Origin of the sequence: Pseudomonas benzenivorans, from assembly GCF_024397895.1 — a bacterium.
Classification (GTDB): Bacteria; Pseudomonadota; Gammaproteobacteria; order Pseudomonadales; family Pseudomonadaceae; genus Aquipseudomonas; species Aquipseudomonas benzenivorans_A.
On sequence record NZ_CP073346.1, the window covers coordinates 3,047,734 to 3,071,273 of the forward strand.

Annotated in this window: 20 protein-coding genes; 13 read left to right on the forward strand and 7 right to left on the reverse strand. The window is 67.2% G+C overall.

Going from position 1 to position 23,540, the window contains the following annotated elements:
- Nucleotides 1-39: 39 nt before the first annotated feature.
- From sorU to KDW96_RS14150, 3 genes are all read right to left on the reverse strand, one after another.
- Nucleotides 40-381 (reverse strand): SorU family sulfite dehydrogenase c-type cytochrome subunit, encoded by a 342-nt coding sequence (gene sorU / locus KDW96_RS14140; RefSeq protein ID WP_255836893.1) that lies wholly within the window; start codon nucleotides 379-381, stop codon nucleotides 40-42.
- The gene (sorT, locus tag KDW96_RS14145) at nucleotides 356-1,543 is read right to left on the reverse strand and encodes a SorT family sulfite dehydrogenase catalytic subunit (RefSeq protein WP_255836894.1); all 1,188 of its coding nucleotides are present in this window, start codon (nucleotides 1,541-1,543) and stop codon (nucleotides 356-358) included. Before sorT ends, sorU begins: the two co-directional genes overlap by 26 nt.
- 336 nt (nucleotides 1,544-1,879) lie before the next feature.
- A complete protein-coding gene (locus KDW96_RS14150) occupies nucleotides 1,880-2,920 on the reverse strand; it encodes a threonine aldolase family protein (RefSeq protein ID WP_255836895.1) in 1,041 nt (346 codons plus the stop codon).
- 173 nt (nucleotides 2,921-3,093) lie between these two features.
- Here KDW96_RS14150 and KDW96_RS14155 point away from each other — a divergent pair, with 173 nt between their 5' ends.
- From KDW96_RS14155 to fdhA, 8 genes are all read left to right on the forward strand, one after another.
- A complete protein-coding gene (locus KDW96_RS14155; RefSeq protein ID WP_255836896.1) occupies nucleotides 3,094-3,816 on the forward strand; it encodes a TraX family protein in 723 nt (240 codons plus the stop codon).
- A gap of 211 nt (nucleotides 3,817-4,027) precedes the next feature.
- The gene (gene glyA / locus KDW96_RS14160; protein WP_255836897.1) at nucleotides 4,028-5,281 is read left to right on the forward strand and encodes a serine hydroxymethyltransferase; all 1,254 of its coding nucleotides are present in this window, start codon (nucleotides 4,028-4,030) and stop codon (nucleotides 5,279-5,281) included.
- A gap of 144 nt (nucleotides 5,282-5,425) precedes the next feature.
- Complete coding sequence (locus tag KDW96_RS14165) at nucleotides 5,426-6,676, forward strand: sarcosine oxidase subunit beta family protein (RefSeq protein WP_255836898.1); 1,251 nt, start codon at nucleotides 5,426-5,428, stop codon at nucleotides 6,674-6,676.
- A gap of 55 nt (nucleotides 6,677-6,731) precedes the next feature.
- Nucleotides 6,732-7,058 (forward strand): sarcosine oxidase subunit delta, encoded by a 327-nt coding sequence (locus KDW96_RS14170; protein ID WP_255836899.1) that lies wholly within the window; start codon nucleotides 6,732-6,734, stop codon nucleotides 7,056-7,058.
- On the forward strand, nucleotides 7,055-10,072 hold the full coding sequence (locus tag KDW96_RS14175) for a sarcosine oxidase subunit alpha (protein ID WP_255836900.1): 3,018 nt from the start codon (nucleotides 7,055-7,057) through the stop codon (nucleotides 10,070-10,072). Before KDW96_RS14170 ends, KDW96_RS14175 begins: the two co-directional genes overlap by 4 nt.
- Before the next feature lie 75 nt (nucleotides 10,073-10,147).
- Nucleotides 10,148-10,777, forward strand: coding sequence for a sarcosine oxidase subunit gamma (locus KDW96_RS14180; RefSeq protein ID WP_255836901.1), 630 nt, complete (start codon nucleotides 10,148-10,150; stop codon nucleotides 10,775-10,777).
- A 68-nt stretch (nucleotides 10,778-10,845) separates the two neighbouring features.
- A complete protein-coding gene (gene purU, locus KDW96_RS14185) occupies nucleotides 10,846-11,709 on the forward strand; it encodes a formyltetrahydrofolate deformylase (RefSeq protein WP_255836902.1) in 864 nt (287 codons plus the stop codon).
- A 201-nt stretch (nucleotides 11,710-11,910) separates the two neighbouring features.
- Nucleotides 11,911-13,110 carry a formaldehyde dehydrogenase, glutathione-independent gene (fdhA, locus tag KDW96_RS14190; protein ID WP_255836903.1) on the forward strand — a complete coding sequence of 400 codons (1,200 nt, stop codon included), beginning with the start codon at nucleotides 11,911-11,913 and terminating at the stop codon, nucleotides 13,108-13,110.
- 67 nt (nucleotides 13,111-13,177) lie between these two features.
- On the opposite strand, the gene yihG is transcribed toward fdhA, so the two are convergent.
- The gene (gene yihG, locus KDW96_RS14195) at nucleotides 13,178-14,113 is read right to left on the reverse strand and encodes a 1-acylglycerol-3-phosphate O-acyltransferase, YihG family (RefSeq protein ID WP_255836904.1); all 936 of its coding nucleotides are present in this window, start codon (nucleotides 14,111-14,113) and stop codon (nucleotides 13,178-13,180) included.
- Nucleotides 14,114-14,284: 171 nt separating this feature from the next.
- Between yihG and KDW96_RS14200 the strand changes: the two genes are divergently transcribed.
- The 4 genes from KDW96_RS14200 to creC all read left to right on the forward strand — a co-directional run bounded on the left by KDW96_RS14200 (nucleotide 14,285) and on the right by creC (nucleotide 20,022).
- Nucleotides 14,285-15,553 carry a cyclic di-GMP phosphodiesterase gene (locus tag KDW96_RS14200; RefSeq protein ID WP_255836905.1) on the forward strand — a complete coding sequence of 423 codons (1,269 nt, stop codon included), beginning with the start codon at nucleotides 14,285-14,287 and terminating at the stop codon, nucleotides 15,551-15,553.
- Between the two features lie 234 nt (nucleotides 15,554-15,787).
- On the forward strand, nucleotides 15,788-17,818 hold the full coding sequence (locus KDW96_RS14205) for a methyl-accepting chemotaxis protein (RefSeq protein ID WP_255836906.1): 2,031 nt from the start codon (nucleotides 15,788-15,790) through the stop codon (nucleotides 17,816-17,818).
- Nucleotides 17,819-17,897: 79 nt separating this feature from the next.
- Nucleotides 17,898-18,596, forward strand: coding sequence for a two-component system response regulator CreB (gene creB / locus KDW96_RS14210; RefSeq protein ID WP_255836907.1), 699 nt, complete (start codon nucleotides 17,898-17,900; stop codon nucleotides 18,594-18,596).
- Nucleotide 18,597: 1 nt separating this feature from the next.
- A complete protein-coding gene (gene creC, locus KDW96_RS14215; RefSeq protein WP_255836908.1) occupies nucleotides 18,598-20,022 on the forward strand; it encodes a two-component system sensor histidine kinase CreC in 1,425 nt (474 codons plus the stop codon).
- 9 nt (nucleotides 20,023-20,031) lie between these two features.
- Here creC and mgtE read toward each other — a convergent pair whose 3' ends face one another.
- A complete protein-coding gene (gene mgtE, locus KDW96_RS14220; protein ID WP_255836909.1) occupies nucleotides 20,032-21,684 on the reverse strand; it encodes a magnesium transporter in 1,653 nt (550 codons plus the stop codon).
- A gap of 311 nt (nucleotides 21,685-21,995) precedes the next feature.
- On the opposite strand from mgtE, the gene KDW96_RS14225 reads away from it, so the two are divergent.
- Nucleotides 21,996-22,430, forward strand: coding sequence for a CBS domain-containing protein (locus tag KDW96_RS14225; RefSeq protein ID WP_255836910.1), 435 nt, complete (start codon nucleotides 21,996-21,998; stop codon nucleotides 22,428-22,430).
- A 21-nt stretch (nucleotides 22,431-22,451) separates the two neighbouring features.
- Here the strand turns inward: KDW96_RS14225 and KDW96_RS14230 are convergent, their stop codons facing one another.
- Both KDW96_RS14230 and KDW96_RS14235 read right to left on the reverse strand, forming a co-directional pair.
- Entirely contained in the window at nucleotides 22,452-22,961 is a 510-nt protein-coding gene (locus tag KDW96_RS14230; protein WP_255836911.1) for a DinB family protein, read from the reverse strand.
- Nucleotides 22,962-23,000: 39 nt separating this feature from the next.
- Nucleotides 23,001-23,471 (reverse strand): OsmC family protein, encoded by a 471-nt coding sequence (locus tag KDW96_RS14235; protein ID WP_255836912.1) that lies wholly within the window; start codon nucleotides 23,469-23,471, stop codon nucleotides 23,001-23,003.
- Between the last annotated feature and the right edge of the window lie 69 nt (nucleotides 23,472-23,540).

Consider the following 23,540-nt stretch of genomic DNA (forward strand, 5'->3'; position numbering starts at 1 on the left):
CGTTCGTTGGTGGCGCGCGCAATCAGGTCGCTTCCAGGCTCATTTTCCGGCGACCTGCGACACGTAGTGCGCCAGCAGGGCGATCTGCTCGTCGTCGAGGGAATCGGCGTAACTGGGCATCACGCCGAGGCCGCCGCGCAACGCCGCTTCAACCTGTTCGGCGCTCGGCATTAGCTGGTCCAGGTCGGGGCCGATGTTGCCGCTGGCCGCCGCCGCCCGCAGGCTGTGGCAGAGCGCGCAGGGCGGCTGGGCCTGCTGCTGGAACAGGAGGCGGGCCTCGTCCGGCGCGGCTTCCTGGGCGAGCGCCGCCGGCGCCCCGAGGAGTCCGGCCAGGACCAGGCGCCGGACGGCGCGGCTACACCACCTGGACGGCGACAGCATGGTCGAGCCAGGCGTTGTTGCCGTAGCCCCGTTCGTTCTCCACCCGCTCGCGGGGCTGCATGTCGCCCTCGAAGTCGATCGCGCGACTGGCCAGGTTGTAGCTTCCAGGGGCCAGGTCGGCGACGAACAGGAAGGGCCGCCAGGCGTGCAGGCCCAGGTCCGGGCCGATGAAGCGCGCCATGTGCCAGTGATCGCCGCCGTTGGTCGACACCTCCACGCGCAGCAGCGGCTTGGCGCCGCCGAAGGCCACGCCCTGGATCATCACCCGTCCCGCCTTGACCTGTTGCAGTGGCCGGGTGATCCACGACTTCACGTTCATTTCCCACATCGACGGCTGATCCGGCGCGCCTGACTGGCCGATCGGACGGATGCGATAGCCGGAGACCTGGATCTTCGCGTCGCTCTGCTCGGGGCTGAAGGCCACCTGCTTGACGTACTTGACGTTGTTCACCCCGTAGAACCCCGGCAGCACCATGCGCAGCGGGCCGCCATGGGCCAGGGGCAGCGGCTCGCCGTTCAGCTCCCAGGCCAGCAGGGCCTGTTCCACGGCGCGCAGCGGCACCGAGCGCTCGACCACCAGGCTCTTGGGGTCCAGGCCATCGGGCAGCGCTTCGCCGCCGTTGCTGGTCATGTAGCGGCTGCCATCGGCAATGCCGCCCAGGGCCTCGATCACCAGGCGCATCGGCACGCCGGTCCACAACACGCAGCCAGCGGCGCCCACCGACCATTGGGTGCCGCTGGCCCCGTGGGGGAAGAAGGCGCGGCCATTGCCCGAGCATTGCAGCACGCTGGCGACGGTTTCCACGCCGAGCTGCTTGAGCTCGCCCAGGGTCATGCTGCGGGGGTTCTTCACGCCCTGGAAGGTGACGCTCCAGGCATCGGGGTCGGCGACGATGGCCGGGTCGGGCGTCGGCAGGTTGTTGCGGATGAACAGCCGCTCATTGGAGGTCACCAGGCCAGTGCCCTGGGCCTCGCGGCGGGTTTCCAGGGTCTTGTCGCTGTGCACGATCAGGGCCCCGGGCGTCTTCCAGTTGACGTAGTCCGGCAGCGGTGTCTGCGCCGCCCAGGCATGCGGGGTGACGCTGAGCAGGCCGGCGGAGGCCAGGGCACCGGCGCTGCCGAGCAGCAGGTGGCGGCGATGCAGGTCGATGGAGTCGTTCATGGCGATTGTCCCTCCTTCGCTCACGTGCACCACTCGAGGGGAGGCCCGCCAGCTGGCGAGTGGCGCGCAGGCGTGATGTCAGGGGTGATGGCGAGCCGCGTCGGGCCGGATCGGTGTCGCGATGCCAGCCGGTGCGCACGGTCGTGCTTGCTTTGGTCTAGGCCGCGGGCGCTGGCCTGTCAAGGTTAGCGGTCGCCAACGGGGGGGGCTGGCCCCGCGGGCGCGGTGCCGAGCGTTTTCTGCGCAGTGCCGGCCCGGGCTGGTGGCGCTAGGCCATGGACCCGCGGTGAACAACCTTGTCCACAGGCCCATGCACCGCTTCTGGCGTGACCGGTTTCAGGCGGCCATGGCGCTGCGGATATCCGCGGCCAGCTGACGAACCCGCTGCTCGTCGGTGTCCCAGGAACACATGAAGCGCGCGCCGCCGGCGCCGATGAAGGTGTAGAAGCGCCAGCCCTGGCCGCGCAGGGTTTCCAGGGCCGCCTCGGAGATCTGCAGGAACACCCCGTTGGCCTCCACCGGGAACATCAGGCTGACGCCCGGCACGTCGCTGACCAGCTCGGCGAGCAGGCGTGCGCAGCGGTTGGCATGATTGGCGTAGTGCATCCAGGCGCCGCTCTGCAGCAGGCCGACCCAGGGCGCCGACAGGTAGCGCATCTTCGAGGCCAGTTGGCCGGCCTGCTTGCAGCGGTAGTCGAAGTCTTCGGCCAGCGCCTTGTTGAAGAACAGGATCGCCTCGCCCACGGCCATGCCGTTCTTGGTGCCGCCGAAGCACAGCACATCGACCCCGGATTTCCAGGTCAGCTCGGCCGGCGAGCGGTCGAGGAAGGCGCAGGCATTGGAGAAGCGCGCGCCGTCCATGTGCAGCTTGAGGCCCAGCTCGCGACAGGTCTCGCTGATCGCACGGATCTCCTCGGGGCGGTAGGCGGTGCCGACCTCGGTGGCCTGGGTCAGGCTGACCACCCTGGGCTTGGGGTAGTGGATGTCCTGGCGTTTGAGGGCGATGTCGCGAATCGCGGCCGGGGTCAGCTTGCCGTTCTCGGTCCTGGCCAGCAGCAGCTTGGAACCGTTGGAGAAGAATTCCGGGGCGCCGCACTCGTCCGTCTCGACGTGGGCGGTCTCCGAGCAGATCACGCTGTGATAGCTCTGGCACAGCGCCGCCAGGGCCAGGGAGTTGGCCGCGGTGCCGTTGAAGGCGAAGAACACCTCGCAGTCGGTTTCGAACAGCTGGCGGAAGTGATCGGCGGCGCGGGCGGTCCACTGGTCGTCGCCATAGGCGCGGTCGTGGCCGTGGTTGGCCTCGGCCATGGCGGCCCAGGCTTCGGGGCAGATGCCGGAGTAGTTGTCGCTGGCGAACTGTTGGGCTGAATCGGACATTGCAGTTCCTTCTTGTCGAGGCGCCGGGGCGAGGGGGCCGGCGGATGCCGCTACTGTACCTCCGTCACGGGGCGGAGCGGCAGCGGGCGCCGGGTTTTCGGGGGCGGGGGGCGGCGGCACGCGCGGCGCAGATGAGCTAAGGTCGTGCCAGACCCGTCGCGCGAACGCTGCCCATGCCGCTGCCGTCCACCATCCCTCGGGACACGGCTCTCGACCTGCTCAAGTGGCTGGCGCTGCTGAGCATGCTGCTGGACCACCTGCGCTACGTCTGGCCATCGCTGTACTGGCTGTACGTGCCGGGGCGCCTGGCTTTCCCGCTGTTCTGTCTGGTTATCGCCGCCAACCTGCGCCGGCAAGCACCTGGCCAGCCGCTGCCGCTGCGCTACCTGGGGTGGCTGCTGGGCTTCGCCCTGCTGTCCGAGTGGCCCTACCGACTGCTGGTGCCGGCGCCCCAGGTGCTGAATATCCTGCCGACCCTGGCCCTGGGCCTGTTGCTCGCCCAGGCCCTGGAGCGGCCCCGAAACGACCAGCGCTGGCTGGCTCCGGGGGCGCTGTCGCTGGCGCTGCTGGCGCACCCCTGGCTGATGTTCGGCGCAGCGGGGGTGCTGTTGCCGGCGGCGTTCGCCCGGGCGCTGGATCAGCCGCGGCGCGCCTGGCCCTGGCCGGTGTTGTTGTGCCTGTTGGCCAACTACTGGGCGCCGCTGTACGCCGATGCCCTGGAAGGCGATGGCTTCGCCCTGGCGGTCGTTTTCAGTTGCGCCCTGGCACCGCTGGTCGGAATTGGCCTGTTGCGCGCCCCCGGTCGCTGGCCGGTGGCGCCGGTGGGCAGGTGGGCCTATGGTTTCTATCCCGGCCACTTCCTGGCCCTGGCCGCGCTGCGTGAAGGCCTGGGTTAGGGCCTGCGACGGGGTGTCGCAGTTTTCCGCTCCGAACGCCCCTAGCGCGGTGCATGCGCAAGACCGACAGGTGCATGTCGCAAACGCAATCCCCTGTGGCGTGCATAGGCATCTGGGGGTTCGGGGTGAGTCATACCATCCGCTCCACAGGGGTTCCCCCCTCCCGATTCCACACCGATGCGCTACAGCGTGGCGCCGCAGGAGATCAGCGATGTTCAGCAAACAAGATCAAATCCAAGGCTACGACGACGAACTGCTGGCGGCGATGGACGCCGAAGAAGCGCGTCAGGAGCACCACATCGAGCTGATCGCCTCGGAAAACTACACCAGCAAGCGCGTCATGCAGGCCCAGGGCAGCGGCCTGACCAACAAGTACGCCGAAGGCTACCCGGGCAAGCGTTACTACGGTGGTTGCGAGCACGTCGACGTGGTCGAGCAGCTGGCCATCGACCGCGCCAAGCAGCTGTTCGGCGCCGATTTCGCCAACGTCCAGCCGCACTCCGGCTCCTCGGCCAACAGCGCCGTCTACCTGGCCCTGCTGCAGGCCGGCGATACCATCCTGGGCATGAGCCTGGCCCACGGCGGCCACCTGACCCACGGTTCCAAGGTCAGCTCCTCCGGCAAGCTGTACAACGCCGTGCAGTACGGCCTGGACACCGCCACCGGCCTGATCGATTACGACGAAGTCGAGCGTCTGGCCGTCGAGCACAAGCCGAAGATGATCGTCGCCGGCTTCAGCGCCTACTCCAAGACCCTGGACTTCCCGCGTTTCCGCGCCATCGCCGACAAGGTCGGGGCCCTGCTGTTCGTCGACATGGCCCACGTCGCCGGCCTGGTCGCCGCCGGTCTGTACCCGAACCCGCTGCCCTACGCCGACGTGGTCACCACCACCACCCACAAGACCCTGCGCGGTCCCCGTGGCGGTCTGATCCTGGCCAAGGCCAACCCGGAAATCGAGAAGAAGCTCAACGCCGCGGTATTCCCCGGCGCCCAGGGCGGCCCGCTGATGCACGTGATCGCCGCCAAGGCCGTGTGCTTCAAGGAAGCGCTGGAGCCTGGCTTCAAGGAATACCAGGCCCAGGTGATCAAGAACGCCCAGGCCATGGCCCAGGTGTTCATCGACCGCGGTTTCGACGTGGTCTCCGGCGGCACCGACAACCACCTGTTCCTGCTCAGCCTGATCAAGCAGGGCCTGACCGGTAAGGACGCCGACGCCGCCCTCGGCCGTGCCGGCATCACCGTGAACAAGAACTCCGTACCGAACGACCCGCAGTCGCCGTTCGTCACTTCGGGCCTGCGCATCGGCACCCCGGCGGTGACCAGTCGCGGCTTCAAGGAAGCCCAGTGCGTCGCCCTGGCCGGCTGGATCTGCGACATCCTCGATCACCTCGGCGACGCCGACGTCGAGGCCCAGGTGGCCAAGCTGGCCGCTGGCCTGTGCGCGGACTACCCGGTCTATCGCTGAGTTTTCCTTTTCCCTCCGGGAGCAGTGCCCGCAGGGCGGATGAGGGAAGCGGCGGATTTTAGGTACGCCAGAGTCCCCCCGGTTTCCCTCACCCCCCAACGCCTCTTGCGAGGCTTGGGGGGAACAGATTTCAGGAGCATACCCATGCAACGTTATTCCGGCTTCGGCCTGCTCAAGCATTCCTTCAGCCACCACGAGAACTGGCAGCGCATGTGGCGCAACCCCACGCCCAAGCCGGTTTACGACGTGATCATCGTCGGCGGTGGCGGCCACGGTCTGGCGACTGCCTACTACCTGGCCAAAGAGTTCGGCGTGAAGAACGTCGCGGTCATTGAAAAAGGCTATCTGGGCGGCGGCAACACCGCGCGCAACACCACCATCGTGCGTTCCAACTACCTGTGGGACGAGTCGGCGCAGCTCTACGAGCACGCCATGAAGCTGTGGGAAGGCCTGTCCCAGGACATCAACTACAACGTCATGTTCTCCCAGCGCGGCGTGTTCAACCTGGGCCACACCCTGCAGGACATGCGCGACATCGAGCGCCGGGTCAGCGCCAACCGCCTCAACGGCGTCGACGGCGAAGTACTCAACACCCAGCAGGTCGCGGACATGATCCCCTACCTGGACTGCTCGAAGAACACCCGCTATCCGATCCTCGGCGCCTCCCTGCAGCGCCGCGGCGGCGTGGCCCGTCACGATGCCGTGGCCTGGGGCTATGCCCGTGCCGCCGACGCCCTGGGCGTGGACCTGATCCAGCAGACCGAAGTGATCGGTTTCCGCAAGGAAAACGGTGCCTGCATCGGCGTCGAGACCACTCGCGGTTTCATCGGTGGCAAGCGCGTCGGCGTGGTCACCGCCGGTAACTCCGGGCACATGGCCAAGCAGGCCGGCTTCCGCCTGCCGCTCGAATCCCACCCGCTGCAGGCGCTGGTGTCCGAGCCGATCAAGCCGATCATCGACACGGTGATCATGTCCAACGCCGTACACGGCTACATCAGCCAGTCGGACAAGGGCGACCTGGTCATCGGCGCCGGCATCGACGGCTACAACGGCTACGGTCAGCGCGGTTCCTACCCGACCATCGAACACACCCTGCAGGCCATCGTCGAGATGTTCCCGGTGCTCTCGCGGGTGCGCATGAACCGCCAGTGGGGCGGCATCGTCGACACCTGCCCGGATGCCTGTCCGATCATCAGCAAGACCCCGGTGAAGAACCTGTTCTTCAACTGCGGTTGGGGGACCGGCGGCTTCAAGGCGACTCCGGGCTCCGGCCACGTGTTCGCCGCGAGCCTGGCCAAGGGCGAGATGCACCCGCTGGCCAAGCCGTTCTCCATGGACCGCTTCTACAGCGGCGCCCTGATCGACGAACACGGCGCGGCCGGGGTCGCACACTGATATTGGCCCCCTCTCCCGACGGGAGAGGGAGGAAGGTTTTCTGGAGGTACCGATCATGTTGCATATCTTCTGCCCTCACTGCGGCGAGCTGCGCTCCGAAGAAGAGTTTCACGCCAAAGGCCAGGCGCACATCGCGCGCCCGCTGGACCCGAACGCCTGCACCGACGAGGAGTGGGGCGATTACCTGTTCTTCCGTGACAACCCCCGTGGCATCCACCACGAGCTGTGGGTTCACGCCGCCGGCTGCCGCCATTTCTTCAACGTCACCCGGCACACGGTGAGCTACGAAATCCTCGAAACCTACAAGATCGGCGAGCGTCCCAGCGTGACTGAGGCCAGCGTTGCCGCGAAGAAGACTGCCGGCCAAGGAGTAACCGCATGAGCCAGGTCAATCGTCTTTCCCAGGGCGGGCGCATCGATCGCAGCCAGCCCCTGAGCTTCAAGTTCAACGGCGAGACCTACCAGGGCTTTGCCGGCGACACCCTGGCCGCCGCACTGCTGGCCAACGGCATCGACGTCGTCGGCCGCAGCTTCAAGTACTCGCGTCCGCGCGGCATCGTCGCCGCCGGCGCCGAAGAGCCGAACGCCGTGCTGCAGATCGGTTCCACCGAAGCGGCGCAGATCCCCAACGTGCGCGCCACCCAGCAGGCCCTGTACAGCGGCCTGGTCGCCAGCAGCGTGAACGGCTGGCCGAACGTCAACACCGACCTCATGGGTATCCTCGGCAAGGTCGGCGGCAAGATGATGCCGCCGGGGTTCTACTACAAGACCTTCATGTACCCGCAGAACCTCTGGCTGACCTACGAGAAGTACATCCGCAAGGCAGCCGGCCTGGGCCGTGCGCCGCGTGAGAACGATCCGGACAGCTACGACTACATGAACCAGCACTGCGACGTGCTGGTGGTCGGCTCCGGCCCTGCCGGCCTGGCCGCGGCACTGGCCGCCGGCCGCAGCGGCGCCCGGGTGATCCTCGCCGACGAGCAGGAAGAATTCGGTGGCAGCCTGCTGTCCACCCGCGAGACCCTCGACGGCAAGCCTGCCGCCGAGTGGGCCGCGACTGTCCTCGCCGAGCTGGAGAAGATGCCGGAAGTGACCCTGTTGCCGCGCTCCACGGTCAACGGCTACCACGACCACAACTTCCTCACCATCCACCAGCGCCTGACCGACCACCTCGGTGAAGTCGCGCCGATGGGCCAGGTGCGTCAGCGCATGCACCGCGTGCGTGCCAAGCGCGTGGTCCTGGCCACCGGCGCCCACGAGCGTCCGCAGGTCTATGCCAACAACGACGTGCCCGGCAACATGCTGGCCGACGCGGTCTCCACCTATGTGCGCCGCTACGGCGTCGCGCCGGGCCGCAAGCTGGTGCTGTCGACCAACAACGACTACGCCTACCGCGTGGTCCTGGACTGGCTGGACGCCGGCCAGCAGGTGGTCGCAGTCGCCGATGCGCGCAGCAACCCGCGCGGCACCTGGGTCGAGGAAGCGCGCAAGCGTGGCGTGCGCGTGCTCACCGGCAGCGCCGTGGTCGAAGCCCGTGGCAGCAAGCGGGTTTCCGGTGCGCGCATCTGCGCCATCGACCTGAACAAGCACAAGGTCACCAGCCCGGGCGAGATGCTCGACTGCGACCTGATCGTCAGCTCCGGCGGCTACAGCCCGGTGGTGCACCTGGCTTCGCACCTGGGCGGTCGTCCGGTGTGGCGCGAAGACATCCTCGCGTTCGTCCCGGGTGAGGGCTTCCAGAAGCGCCTGTGCGCTGGCGCGGTCAACGGTGTGTTCGCCCTCGGCGACGCCCTGGCCGATGGTTTCGAGGCAGGCGCCTCGGCGGCCGCCGAAACCGGCTTCAAGGCCGTCACCGGCAGCCTGCCGAAGGTCGAAAAGCGCACCGAGGAAGCGGCTGTCGCGCTGTTCCAGGTGCCCCACGACAAATCCACCGCACGGGCGCCGAAGCAGTTCGTCGACCTGCAGAACGACGTCACCGCGGCCGGCATCGAACTGGCCACCCGCGAGGGCTTCGAGTCGGTCGAGCACGTCAAGCGCTACACCGCGCTGGGCTTCGGCACCGACCAGGGCAAGCTGGGCAACATCAACGGTCTGGCCATCGCCGCCCGTTCGCTGGGGGTGAGCATCCCCGAGATGGGCACCACCATGTTCCGCCCGAACTACACCCCGGTGACCTTCGGCGCCCTGGCCGGGCGCAACTGTGGCGAGCTGTTCGACGCCAAGCGTTACACCGCGTTGCACGCCTGGCACCTGAAGCACGGCGCCGAGTTCGAAGACGTCGGCCAGTGGAAGCGTCCGTGGTACTTCCCGAAGAACGGTGAAGACCTGCACGCCGCCGTGGCTCGCGAGTGCCTGGCCGTGCGCAACTCGGTCGGTCTGCTCGATGCCTCGACCCTGGGCAAGATCGACATCCAGGGCCCGGATGCGCGCGAGTTCCTCAACCGCATCTACAGCAACGCCTGGACCAAGCTGGACGTGGGCAAGGCCCGCTACGGCCTGATGTGCAAGGAAGACGGCATGGTCACCGACGACGGTGTCACCGCCTGCCTGGCCGACAACCACTTCCTGATGACCACCACCACCGGCGGCGCGGCGCGCATCATGGAGTGGCTGGAAATCTACCACCAGACCGAATGGCCGGAGCTGAAGGTGTACTTCACCTCGGTCACCGATCACTGGGCCACCCTGACCCTGTCCGGCCCCAACAGCCGCAAGCTGCTGGCCGAGGTCACCGACATCGACCTGGACAAGGACGGCTTCCCGTTCATGACCTGGAAGGAAGGCAACGTCGGCGGCGTACCGGCCCGTGTGTTCCGCATCTCCTTCACCGGTGAGCTGAGCTACGAAGTCAACATCCAGGCCGACTACGCCATGGGTGTGCTGGAGAAGATCGCCGAGGCGGGCAAGAAGTACGACCTGACCCCCTACGGCACCGAGACCATGCACGTGCTGCGGGCCGAGAAGGGCTTCATCATCGTCGGTCAGGACACCGATGGCTCGGTCACCCCGGACGACCTGGGCATGGGCTGGTGCGTCGGTCGCAACAAGCCGTTCTCCTGGATCGGCTGGCGCGGCATGAACCGCGAGGACTGCCTGCGTGAAGACCGCAAGCAGCTGGTCGGCCTCAAGCCGGTCGACCCGAACAAGGTGCTGCCGGAAGGCGCGCAGCTGGTGTTCGATCCGAAGCAGTCGATCCCGATGACCATGGTCGGTCACGTGACCTCCAGCTACATGAGCGCGGCGTTGGGCTACTCCTTCGCCATGGCCCTGGTCAAGGGCGGCCTCAAGCGCATGGGCGAGAAAGTCTACGCGCCGCTGGTCGATGGCAGCGTGATCGAAGCGGAGATCTGCAGCCCGGTGTTCTACGACCCGAAAGGCGATCGTCAGAACATCTGAGCCCTCTGCACCCAACCCGAGGAGCCGGCGCGCCGGCTCCTCCAGGTCAACAGACATTAGCGACAGGTTAACAACATGACCGCGATCAACGTCTACAAGCAGCGTCCCGATGCCGGCCAGGCCGAATCCCCGCTGTTCCACGCCGGTCTCGACGAGGCGGCACGCAAGGGCAAGAGCGGCGCGGGGGTGACCCTGCGCGAGAAGAAACTGCTCGGCCACCTGATCCTGCGCGGCGACGCCAGCGACAGCAACTTCTCCGGCGCCGTGCACAAGGCCCTGGGCCTGGAACTGCCGGTGGCCCTGACCCTGGTTGCCAGCGGCGAGACCTCGCTGCAATGGCTGTCCCCGGACGAGTGGCTGCTGATCGTGCCGAGCGGCGAAGAGTTCGCCACCGAGCAGAAGCTGCGTGCGGCCCTTGAAGGTCAGCACTTCGCCATCGTCAACGTCAGCGGCGGCCAGACCATCGTCGAGCTGAGCGGGCCCAAGGTCCGCGAGCTGCTGATGAAGTCGACGTCCTACGACGTGCACCCGAGCAACTTCCCGGTGGGCAAGGCCGTGGGCACCGTCTTCGCCAAGTCCCAGCTGGTGATCCGCCACACCGGCGAAGACACCTGGGAGCTGCTGGTGCGCCGCAGCTTCGCCGACTACATCTGGCTGTGGCTGCAGGATGCCAGCGCCGAGTACGGCCTGGCGATCAAGGCCTGAGCCGGGTCTAGCTTTCCTGCGGGGCGGCTGCGGCCGTCCTCGTGGGTCATTTGAAGGGAAGGATCACTATGAGCCGCGCCCCCGACACCTGGATTCTCACCGCCCACTGCCCGAGCGTGCTCGGTACCGTGGATGCGGTGACGCGCCTGCTCTACGAGCAGCAGTGCTATGTCACCGAGCACCATTCGTTCGATGACCGGTTGTCCGCACGCTTCTTCATTCGCGTCGAGTTCCGCGCCCCGGCCGGTTTCGACGAGACCAACTTCCGTGCGATTCTCGACGAGCGCCTGTCGCCCTTCGACATGCAGACCGAGCTGACCCCGCCGGGCTACCGGGCCAAGGTGGTGCTGATGGTCTCCAAGGCCGACCACTGCCTCAATGACCTGCTGTACCGGCAGCGCATTGGCCACCTGGCCATGGACGTGGTCGCGGTGGTGTCCAACCACCCCGATCTGGAGCCGTTGGCGCGCTGGCACGACATCCCGTACCACTATTTCCCCCTCGACCCCAATGACAAGCCGGCGCAGGAGCGCAAGGTCTGGCAGGTGATCGAGGAGACCGGTGCCGAACTGGTGGTGCTCGCCCGCTACATGCAGGTGCTGTCGCCGGAGCTGTGCCGCAAGCTGGATGGCTGGGCGATCAACATCCACCACTCGTTGCTGCCCGGCTTCAAGGGTGCCAAGCCCTACCACCAGGCGTACCAGAAGGGCGTGAAGATGGTCGGGGCCACCGCCCACTACATCAACAACGACCTCGACGAGGGCCCGATCATCGCCCAGGGCGTCGAGGCGGTGGACCATGCCCACTACCCCGAAGACCTGATCGCCAAGGGCCGCGACATCGAGTGCCTGACCCTGGCCAAGGCCATCGGCTTCCATATCGAGCGGCGGGTGTTCGTCAACGCCAACCGCACGGTGGTGCTCAACGCGTAGCGCTACATCAGGTGGGCGGGTGCGCTTCGCCGCCGCCCACCGCAGCATAGATTTGACTCGGTCTTGCGCCGGGTCGGAGGAGGGTCAGCCGAGTGCGACACGTTCGGCGTCCATTGCGCAACACATGCACATTGCTCCAATGCAAGGCCGCGCGGCCGCTGGCTGCGCCTTTGTATCCATTACAACAAAGGAGAACTACCAATGTCTGGTAATCGTGGTGTTGTCTATCTCGGCGCAGGTAAGGTCGAGGTACAGAAAATTGACTATCCGAAAATGCAGGATCCGCGCGGCAAGAAGATCGATCACGCCGTAATCCTGCGCGTGGTCTCGACCAACATCTGTGGCTCCGACCAGCACATGGTGCGCGGCCGTACCACCGCACAGACCGGCCTGGTGCTGGGTCACGAGATCACCGGCGAGGTGATCGAGAAGGGGCGCGACGTCGAGAACCTGCAGATCGGCGACCTGGTTTCGGTGCCGTTCAACGTCGCCTGCGGCCGTTGCCGCAGCTGCAAGGAACAGCACACCGGCGTCTGCCTGTCGGTCAACCCGGCCCGCCCGGGTGGCGCCTACGGTTACGTCGACATGGGCGACTGGACTGGGGGCCAGGCCGAGTACGCCATGGTGCCGTACGCCGACTTCAACCTGCTGAAGCTGCCGAATCGCGACAAGGCCATGGAGAAGATCCGTGACCTGACCTGCCTGTCCGACATCCTGCCGACCGGTTACCACGGCGCCGTCACTGCCGGCGTTGGCCCGGGCAGCACCGTCTACATCGCCGGTGCCGGCCCGGTTGGCCTGGCTGCCGCTGCCTCGGCTCGCCTGCTCGGCGCCGCCGTGGTCATCGTTGGTGACGTCAACCCGGTGCGTCTGGTGCATGCCAAGGCCCAGGGCTTCGAGATCGCCGACCTGTCCCAGGACACCCCGCTGCACGAGCAGATCGCCAACCTGCTGGGTGAGCCGGAAGTGGATTGCGCCATCGACGCCGTAGGCTTCGAGGCCCGCGGTCATGGCCACGAAGGCGTGCAGCACGAGGCTCCGGCCACCGTGCTCAACTCGCTGATGGGCGTGGTCCGGGTTGCCGGCAAGATCGGTATCCCGGGTCTGTACGTCACCGACGATCCGGGTGCGGTCGACGCGGCAGCCAAGAAGGGTGCCCTGAGCATCCGCTTCGGCCTGGGCTGGGCCAAGTCGCACAGCTTCCACACCGGTCAGACCCCGGTGATGAAGTACAACCGCCAGCTGATGCAGGCGATCATGTGGGACCGCATCAACATCGCCGAAGTGGTTGGTGTGCAGGTGATCAGCCTGGACCAGGCACCGAATGGCTACCACGAGTTCGATGCCGGCGTGCCGAAGAAATTCGTCATCGACCCGCACAAGCTGTTCAGCGCCGCCTGAGTCTAGGGCGACACGAAAAAGGGCGGCCTCAGGGCCGCCCTTTTTTATGGCTGCCGATCGCAGCGGGCTATTTGCCGGCGAGTCCCTGGGCTTCGACCGGTTCTCTTGCCTCGACCCGGGCCTCGTCGCGCAGCTGCGCGATGCGCGCATCCTTCTCGCGCCACAGCTGGCTCACCCAGTCCTGCACCTGCTGGCGAAACTCGCCGTCGTTCTCGTAATCGCCCTGCCACAGCGCCGGGTCGAGGGGGCGCGTGCGGATGTCCACGATGACCCTGGGCACCTGGCCGCTGATCAGAGCCCAGAACCCGGGAATCTGCCGGCCCGGGTAGACCAGGGTGACGTCCAGCACCGCGTCCAGCTGCTCGCCCAGGGCCGCCAGGACGAACGCCACGCCGCCGGCCTTGGGTTTGAGCAGGTAGCGGTAGGGGGATTGTTGCTGGGCGTGCTTGACCGGGGTGAAGCGGGTGCCCTCCAGGTAGTTGACCACGGTCACCGGCAGCTCGCGGAACTTCTCGCAGGCGCGTTTGGTGATGGCCAGGTCCTGGCCCTTGAGCTCCGGGTGCTTGGCCAACAGGGCTTTGGAGTAGCGCTTCATGAACGGGTAGTCGAGGGCCCAGAAGGCCAGTCCGAGCAGGGGCACCCAGATCAGCTGCTGCTTGAGGAAGAACTTGAAATAGGGCGTCTTGCGGTTGAAGGCCTGCACCAGCGCCGGAATGTCGACCCAGGACTGGTGGTTGCTGATCACCAGGTAGGAGGTGTCCCGGCGCAGCTCGCCGCCGCCGCGGATGTCCCAGGCGGTGGGCAGCAGGCAGGCGAAGATCAGTTTGTTGAGCTCGGCCCAGGTCTCGGCGACCCACATCACCCCACGCGAACTGGCGGCCTTGAGCGCCCGCCCGGGCAGGGCGAATTTGCCCAGGGCGATCAGCAGCAGCGGGCCGATCAGGATCAGGGTGTTGAGCACCAGCAGCAGGGTGACGCTCAGGGCGGTCAGCAGGCGGCGCATGGCTACTCCTTGTGTCGTGCGGACGGGGCGCAGCCATGATAAGCAGGGCCTGTGCCGACCTCCAAGTCACGGCCCTCGGGAGAGGGCTGAAAGTTGCGCGATTGCACTCTGCCAGCGCTGTGAATGGCTTATGCTTAGCCCGTCCCCACCAACCCCACAGTGGCTGTCGCCGTGCTCAAACGTATTTCCGTCAACGAGCTGCTGCCAGGCATGTACATCCACGAACTGTGCGGCTCATGGATGGAGCACCCGTTCTGGAAGACCAAGTTCCTGCTCAATAGCGGCAAAGACCTGCAGCGTATTCTCGAAAGCGGCATCCGCGAGGTGTGGATCGACACCAGCAAGGGCCTGGATCTGCCCAGCGGCCAGACGGCCGAACAGGTCGAGGTGGAGACCGAGGCGGTGTTGCTGGCCGCCGCGCCCGTGCAGTCGCCCGAGACCTTCACTCCGGTTGCCGAGACGGTCCAGAAGCGCGCCCTGGAGGAGGAGGTCGAGCGAGCGGCCAAGCTCTGCGACAGCTCCAAGGCGGCGGTCATGAAGATGTTCGGCGATGCGCGCATGGGCCGGGCGATCGAGGTTGGTCAGGTGGGGGAGATGGTCGACGAGATCTCCGCCTCGATCATGCGTCAGCCCAACGCACTGATCAGCCTGGCACGGCTCAAGCACGCCGATGAATACACCTACATGCACTCGGTGGCGGTCTGCGCGCTGATGATCGCCCTGGCCCGCCAGCTCGGCCTGGCCGAGGAGCAGGTGCGCGAGGCGGGCATGGCCGGTTTGCTTCACGACATCGGCAAGATGTGCATGCCCCTGGCCGTGCTGAACAAGCCCGGCAAGCTGACCGACAGCGAATTCGCCACCATGCGCGGCCACCCCGAGGCTGGCGCGCGCCTGTTGATCGACAGCAAGCAGGTCAGCGCGCTGGTGCTGGATGTCTGCCTGCACCACCACGAGAAGATCGACGGCACCGGCTACCCCCATCGCCTGGCCGGCGAGCAGATCAGCCTGTTCGCGCGCATGGGCGCGGTGTGCGACGTGTACGACGCCATCACCTCCAATCGCCCCTACAAGGCCGGCTGGGAGCCCGCGGAGTCGATCCACAAGATGGCCGAGTGGAGCAAGGGCCACTTCGACGAGCGGGTGTTCCAGGCCTTCGTCAAGACGGTCGGCATCTACCCCACCGGCTCGCTGGTGCGCCTGCAGAGCGGCCGCCTCGGGGTGGTGCTGGAGCAGCATGGCAAGTCGCTGCTGACCCCGCAGGTCAAGGTGTTCTTCTCGGCCAAGAGCAAACTGCCGATTCCCCAGGAAGTCATCGACCTGAGCAAGCTAAATGGGCAGGATCGCATCGTCGGCCGCGAGTCGCCCGCCGAATGGGGTTTTCGCAATCTAAGCGAGCTGTGGACGGGCCTGCCGAGCCGCGAGTCTGTGGCATTGAGCTGAAGCGTGGATCTGATAAGGCCCGGCTCGTCGGCTTTCTGGCGCAAAGCCCGGACCTAAGGCTGCAGTTGGTCGGCCTGGGCTTGCTGCCCTTGCTAAGCGCGAGGCTCTGAAGTGGGGTTCTGCAGATGACCCGTGGGTCGCGGCCCGACCGCGGCGCAGTTCTTGCTTGCATGTCCGCCATTGCATTCGCCGTCGCCATTGCCGGCGGCGGCCTTGAACCATTGAGAGGTCGCCATGACTGGAGTACTCAAGCCGGGCGTTCGCCTGTTGGAGCGATTCAGCTTCGCGCGCAAGTTCCAGCTGTTGTTCATCCTGTTCGTTCTACCGCTGGCCTACGCCCTGTGGGTTATCAGCAGCGATCACCTCGCGCGCCTGAGCCTGATGGATCGCGAGCTGGAGGGCATGCAGGGTGTCGAGGCCCTCGGTGGCGTGCAGCAGGCGTTGCTCGAGCAGCGCACCTTGCTGGCGCGCTGGAAGGGCACCGACAAACCGGCCGAGGCGCTGTTGCAGCAGCGTGCCGGCGCCCTGGACGAAGCCCTGCAACTCGCCCAGACCCGGCTCAGTAGCGAAGCCACCAGTGCCCAGGCGCTTGAACAGTTGGCGGAGCTGCAGCGCTTGCGCGGCGAGCTGAGTGTGGCGGCGCTGGGCAAGCTGGCGCTACCGGATGCCCTGGAGCGTTACCAAAGCACCCTGTTGCAGCTGCTGACCCTGCGCGAGCAGGTGGCCACCGACAGCGGCCTGATTCTCGACCCCAATCTCGACACCTACCTGATGATGGAGCAGCTGACCTTCACCCTGCCGCGCCTGTTGGAGAACCTCGGCGGTTTCGCCAGCCAGGGCTTTGGCTCGGTGATATCGCAGCATTTCACCCTGCAGAGCCGGGTGCTGCTGCGTGACCTGCGCCGCTCCCTGGATGAGTCCCTTGGCCAGCTGGTCAAGGCGCGCACCTCCCTGAGCCAGAAGGCCCCGGGGGCCATGGCGAATCTGCAGGGCGCTTTCGCCCAGGCCGAACAGGGTCTGCAACGCTTCAACGGCGAGATCGACCGCGACATGTTCGACAGCAATCCCATCGCCGTGACGCCGGCGCAGTTCATCCAGCGCATCGACAGCGTGCAGGGCCAGCTGCACGCGCTGCAACAGGCCCTGTATCAGCAGTTCGCTGCGAGCCTGGGGGATTACCGCCAGCAGGCGCAGCTCGCCATGGCCCGGGTGATCGGCCTGTTCGGCGTGCTGACCCTGCTGGCGCTCTATGTGCTGTTTTGTCTCAACGCCTCGATCCGCCGCAGCACCGCGGGCATCATCGAGGCCGCCCAGGGTTTGCGTGATGGCGACCTGCGGGTGCACATGCAGGTGCACGGCGCCGATGAGCTGGCCAGCATTGCGGCGGCCCTGAATACCTCGGTGGAGCAGTTGCGCGACTCGCTGCAGGGGGTCAACCAGGAGAGTCAGCAGCTCGGCGGCACGGTACAGGTCCTCAGCGGCCAGGCGCAGAGCGCGCTGGTGGCGGTGGAGCAGCAGCAGGGACAGATGAGCCAGATCGCCACCGCGGCCACGCAGATGGCGGCCACGGCGCAGAGCGTGGCGCAGAGCTGCGAGGAGGCCGCCGCCGAGGCTGGCCACACCCGCGAGATCGCCAACCAGAGCAACCAGCGCAGTGCGCGGACCAGCGCCAGCATGCGCCAGCTGAGCAGTCGCCTGGGTGACAGCGCGATCGCCTTGCAGCAATTGCGCGAGCAGACCGAGCAGATCACCCGGGTGGTCGATGTGATCAAGGGCATCGCCGAACAGACCAACCTGCTGGCGCTCAACGCGGCCATCGAGGCGGCGCGGGCCGGCGACCAGGGCCGCGGATTCGCCGTGGTGGCCGACGAGGTGCGCTCGCTGTCGCAGCGTACACAGAACTCCACGGCGGAAATCGCCCAGACCGTCGCCGACCTGCACAAGGTGGTCGGTCAGTCGGTGGGGCTGATGGAGGAGGCGGTGCGCCAGGCCGAGGGCGACGTCGGCAGCGTGCTGTCCATGGGCGAGGACCTCGACGGCATCGTCCAGTCGGTGCAGCGGGTCAGCGACCGCCTGGCGCAGATCGCCACCGCCGCCGAGCAGCAGGCGGCCACGGCCGACGAGGTCAGCGGCAATATCCAGCAGGTCGACCAGGCGGCCAGCGCCCTGCTCGACGGCGCCCAGGCGGTGAGCAGCGCCGCCGAGCAGCTGCGCCGCGGCAGTCAGGGCCTGGCGCAGAACACCGGGCGCTTCCGCCTGGATTGAGTGGACGGCGCCGCGGCTTGACGCTCGCTGCGCCCCTGGCGCAGTCTGCCGGCCCAGACCGCCGCGCCGCAGGACGCCCATGCCGCACATTCTGATCGTCGAAGATGAAGCCGCAATCGCCGACACCCTGATCTACGCCCTGCAGGACGAGGGCTTCGCCACCACCTGGCTGAGCCTGGCCGGCGAGGCCCTGGAGCGCCTGGCCCGCGAGCCGTTCGACCTGGTGGTGCTCGATGTCGGCCTGCCGGACATCAGCGGCTTCGAGGCGTGCAAGCGCCTGCGCCGCTTCTCCGAGGTGCCGGTGATTTTCCTCACCGCCCGCGACGCCGAGATCGACCGGGTGGTGGGCCTGGAGATCGGCGCCGACGACTACGTGGTCAAGCCCTTCAGTCCGCGCGAGGTGGCCGCAAGGGTCAAGGCCATCCTCAAGCGGGTCGGGCCGCGTTCGGCGCCGCCGCGACCCCTCGAGGCGCCGGCGAGCGGCGCTGGCGCCTTCGCCGTCGACCCGCTGCGCTACCAGATTCATTTTCACGGCCAGTTGCTGGGCCTTACCCGCCACGAGTTCCGCCTGCTGCAGACCCTGCTGGCCCAGCCCGAGCGGGTGTTCAGCCGCGAGCAGCTGCTCGATGCCCTGGGGGTGGCCAGCGAGGCGGGTTACGAGCGGACCATCGACAGCCATATCAAGAGCCTGCGCGCCAAGCTGCGCCAGGTCGCCCCCGACCGCGAACCGATCCAGACCCACCGCGGCCTGGGTTACAGCTGCAGCCCGGAGCGCTGAGATGCCGCTGGGCGCGCGCATCTTCCTGGTCTACTTCCTGTTCGTCGGCCTGGCCGGCTGGTTCGTGCTGAGCACGGTGATGGACGAGATCCGTCCCGGGGTGCGCCAGTCCACCGAGGAAACCCTGGTGGATACCGCCAACCTGCTGGCGGAAATCCTCCGTGACGAGGTCAAGGCCGGCGGCCTGGCCCAGAGTCGCCTGCCCGCACTGCTGGAAGCCTACGGCCGGCGCCAGCCGCAGGCGCAGATCTGGGGTGTGGAGAAGACGCAGGTCAACCACCGCATCTATGTCACCGACGCCCATGGTATCGTCCTGCTCGACTCCAGCGGCGCCGCGGTGGGCGAGGACTACTCGCGCTGGAACGACGTGCTCCTCACCTTGCGCGGCCAGTACGGCGCCCGCTCCAGCCGCGAGGACCCGAGCGACCCGGACTCCTCGGTGATGTACGTGGCGGCGCCGATCAAGGACGGCGAACGGATCATCGGCGTGGTCTCGGTGGCCAAGCCGAACCGCACCCTGCAGCCCTATATCGAGCGCTCGCAGCGGCGCCTGGGCTGGCTCGGCGCCGGGCTGATCGGTCTCGGCCTGCTGATCGGCGCACTGCTGTCCTGGTGGCTTAGCGCCTCGTTGCGCAAGCTCACCCGCTACGCCCAGGCGGTCAGCGCCGGTCAGCGTGCCGAGCTGCCAAGCCTGCGCGGCGGCGAGCTGACGCAGCTGGCCCAGGCCCTGGAGCGGATGCGCACCGAGCTGGAGGGCAAGGCCTACGTCGAGCGCTACGTGCATACCCTGACCCACGAACTGAAGAGCCCTTTGGCGGCCATTCGCGGCGCCGCCGAACTGCTGGGCGGCGAGATGCCGGCGGCGCAGCGCCAGCGCTTCGTCGGCAATATCGACCAGGAAGCCGGGCGCATGCAGCAGTTGATCGAGCGCCTGCTGCACCTGGCCCAGGTTGAGCAACGCCAGGGGCTGGAGGAGCGGGTCCGGGTGCCGCTGCGGGGGCTGCTCGAGGCCTTGCTGGAGCAGCAGATGGCACGCATCGCGCGTGCAAGCCTGCGCGTCGACAACCAGCTTCCCGCCGGGCTGGACGTGTGGGGCGAGCGCTTCCTGCTGCGCCAGGCCCTGGCCAATCTGCTGGACAATGCCCTGGACTTCACACCGCCGGGGGGATGGCTTCGCTGCAGCGCCGAGGCCCGCGACGGGCGCGTCGAGCTGCGCCTGTTCAACCAGGCCGAGGCCATTCCCGACTATGCCCTGGCGCGTCTGTGCGAGCGCTTCTACTCGCTGCCGCGGCCGGGCGGCGGGCGCAAGAGCAGCGGCCTGGGCCTGAACTTCGTCAGCGAAGTGGCGCAGCTGCATGGCGGCGCCCTGCGCATCGGCAATGTCGAGGGCGGCGTCGAGGTCGTTCTGAGCCTGCCGCGCGCCTGAGCGCCGACCTCACAGCAGCAACAGGCTGGCCAGGCCGAGGAAGGCGAAGAAACCGACGATATCGGTCACCGTGGTGAGGATCACGCTGCCGGCCAGGGCCGGATCGATGCCCATGCGCTCGAGCAGCAGGGGGATGCCCCAGCCCGCCAGCGCCGCGCACAGCAGGTTGATCAGGATGGCGCTGCCGAGCACCGCGCCCAGCCCCCAGTGGCCGAACCAGGCGACCGCCAGCAGGGCGATGACCACGGCCCAGAGCACGCCGTTGAGGATGGAGATGCCCAGCTCGCGGTTGAGCAGGATGCGAAAGTTGCCTTTCTGCACCTGGCCCAGGGCCAGGCCGCGAATCACCAGGGTCAGGGTCTGGCTGCCGGCGATGCCGCCCATGCTCGCCACGATCGGCATGAGCACGGCCAGGGCCACCAGTTGCTCGAGGGTGGCCTGGAACAGGCCGATGACCCAGGCGGCGCTGAATGCGGTGATCAGGTTGATGCCGAGCCAGACTGCACGGCGGCGCGAGCTGACCAGGACCGGGGCGAAGATGTCGGCTTCATCGTCCAGGCCGGCCATCTGCATCAGGGTGCGCTCGGAGTCTTCGCGCATCAGGTCGGCGACGTCGTCCAGGGTGATCCGGCCGATCACCCGGTTGTCCTCGTCGACCACCGGGGCCGACAGCAGGTCGAGTTCCTTGAAGCGCTGGTCCACCTCGCTGCCGCTGGCGCTGGCGGCGATGCCGACGATGGCGCTGTCCAGCAACTCGGCCACGGGCCGCTCCAGGTCGGCGGTGACCAGCACGCTGAGGCGCAGTCCGCCCTGGTAGTGGCCCTTGCGGTCGACCACCATCAGCAGGTCGGTCTGCGGTGGCAGGGTCTCCAGCAGGCGCAGGTAGCGCAGCACGGTGCTGACCTTGACGTCGGCGCGCACCTGGATCACGTCGGCGTTCATCAGGCCGCCGGCCGAGTCCTCGGGGTAGGCCAGCATCGACTCGAGCTGGCTGCGCTGGCTGGCGCTGCTGGCGCGCAGCAACTTGGCGCCCAGTTCGCTGGGCAGGCTCTGGATCAGGTCGACGCGGTCGTCGAGCTCGAGCTGACTGGCCGAGGCGATCAGGTCCTCGAGGTCGAGCTCCAGCGCCAGGGCGACCCGGATTTCATCGTGCAGGTAGATCAGCACCTTACCGGCCCGCTCGGTCTCGACCATGCTCCAGACGCTGAGGCGCTCCTCGGGCGGCAAGGCCTCGAGCAGGCCGGCGACCTTGGCCGGATGCATGCGGTGGAGAATCTTGCCGACCCGCTTGAGCTTCTTCAGGCCCAGGGCCTCGCGGATGGCCTCCAGGTGGTTGACCTCGCCCTTGCTCGAGTCCAGTTGCGCTTCCTGCCTGGCGTGCTGCGCATCGGCGGAGTCGCCGGCCAGCTCCCGGCGCAGGGTGATGTTCAGGTGCGGCAGGATGCGCCCTTCGCGGTGCGGGTCGATCTGTTGCCAGAGGGCGAGGCGCTTGTCGTTTTCGAGCAGCTCAAGCAAGGCGGCGACCTTGGCCGGGTGCATGCGGCTGAGCAGCTTGCGCACGCGCTTGTTCTTCCCGGCGTCGAGCGCCTGGACGATCTGGTCGCTATCGCTGCGGTTGGAAGCGTCTTTGCTGTGGCGAGCGTCAGGGTCGTTCGACTTCATAGTGATCTGGGCCGCGCAGGAAACGGGGAGGGGCCAGGCCCTCAGAAACAGCAACTGGCCGTCGCAGCAGGTTTCTGCGGTCGGTTGTGCCGTTGGCAGTATGGCTCAGCTAGAGCGTTTGATCGGCGGGTAACCCGGCGGCACTGGGCCATAACCGCCGAGGGAGACTACAAAGTTTTACGCGCAGGCTACAAGCGCGGGATTCCGGGTCGAAAGCCCTCGCTTGCCTGGGTCACGGCCAATTTGGCTATCATGCATAGCTGCGCCGCCGCTCAGTCGGTGCGAAACCACTCAACCCTGGGAAACCTTGTATGAAGTCAGTCGCCGAGATTCTCCGCAGCAAACCGCATGCCCTGGTCTATAGCGTCAGCCCCGACACCACGGTGCTGGACGCCATCAAGCTGATGGCCGAGAAGGGCATCGGCGCCCTGGTGGTGCTGCATAACGGGCGCCTGGCGGGCATCGTCAGCGAGCGCGATTACGCGCGCAAGGTGGCCCTGCTGGAGCGCTCGGCCTTCTCCGCCCAGGTCAGCGAGATCATGACCGCCGAGGTGATCACCGTCGGCCCGAGCCAGACGGCCCAGGAGTGCATGCAGCTGATGACCGACCGTCACCTGCGCCACCTGCCGGTGATGGCCGAGGGCGAGCTGATCGGCCTGCTGTCGATCGGCGACCTGGTCAAGGAAACCATCGCCGAGCAGGCCAGCCTGATTCGGCAGCTGGAACAGTACATTCGCGGCGAGTGATCCCCGCCTCGCCGAGCGGCGTCAGCGCACCTGGCGGCGCTGCGGTTCGGCCAGGTGCAGGTAACGGGTGTAGATATCCCGTGGTGGCGCGAAGTCGAGCTGCGCCATGATCCGTCCTACCGCCCCCCGGTGGTAGCCGCCGTGGGTGATGATGTGCGCCAGCATCTCCTCGCGGCTCATGCGTCCAGCGTCGCCATCGACAAAGGTGAATGTCAGCGGTTGCCTGAGCTGCTCGGCACTCAGCTCCGCCACATAGTCCAGGTACCAGGCATCGGTATCCGCCACGCTTTGCCGCAGCTGCTCGAGGCTCGGCGTTTCCACGCTGTTGGTGGCGTCGTAGGCGTGCGCCCGGCTTTGTAGGTTGGCGACGAAGATGCGGTCGACCACATGGATATGGTTGAGCACGCGCAGGGCGGCGTGCAGCTCGGCCCCATGTCGCTGCGGATCGAGGCGCTGCAGTTCGGCAAACAGCGCTTGGTTGGCCCAGGCTTTGTACTGGAACAGTGAAGCCAGAAGGTTGCGGGTGCTCATGTTGGCGTCCTTGCGCATGGGGTGTTCGGTGGGGGGCTGCTAGTCCGGAAAACGTGGCTCGCAGCGCAGCTCGGATTTCACCGAGTTGGCGATAAAGCATTCCTCGTGGGCCAGGTGGTGCATCTGTTCGATCTGTTCGCGGCTCGGCAGGCGCTCGCCGGAGAAGGTCACGGCGGGCCGCAGGGTGACCAGGGCGATGTAGTGCTTGCCGGCGCTGTTGGCGCGCATCAGCCCGCTGGCGTTGTCGTGGTAGCTGTCGACACAGAAGCGCTTTTTCGCCGCGATGGAAAGAAACCAGAGCATGTGGCAACTGGCGAGCGAGGCAACGAAGGCTTCCTCGGGGTCGACCGCGGTGGCGTCCGACATCGGCAGGGGCACCACCTGGGGCGAGGAGGAGCCGGGAACTTCCAGGCCGCCATCGAAGCGCCACAGGTGCCGGCGGCTGTAGGTGTTGCCGAGAAAGTCCTGGTCGCCGCGCTGCCAGAAGACGTGTGCGCCATGTTCGCTCATTGTGCCGTCCCTATCCTTGTGGGTCGAAGAAAGGCCTGTGTTCGCCAAGCGCCCTCCAGGCCAGCGGGG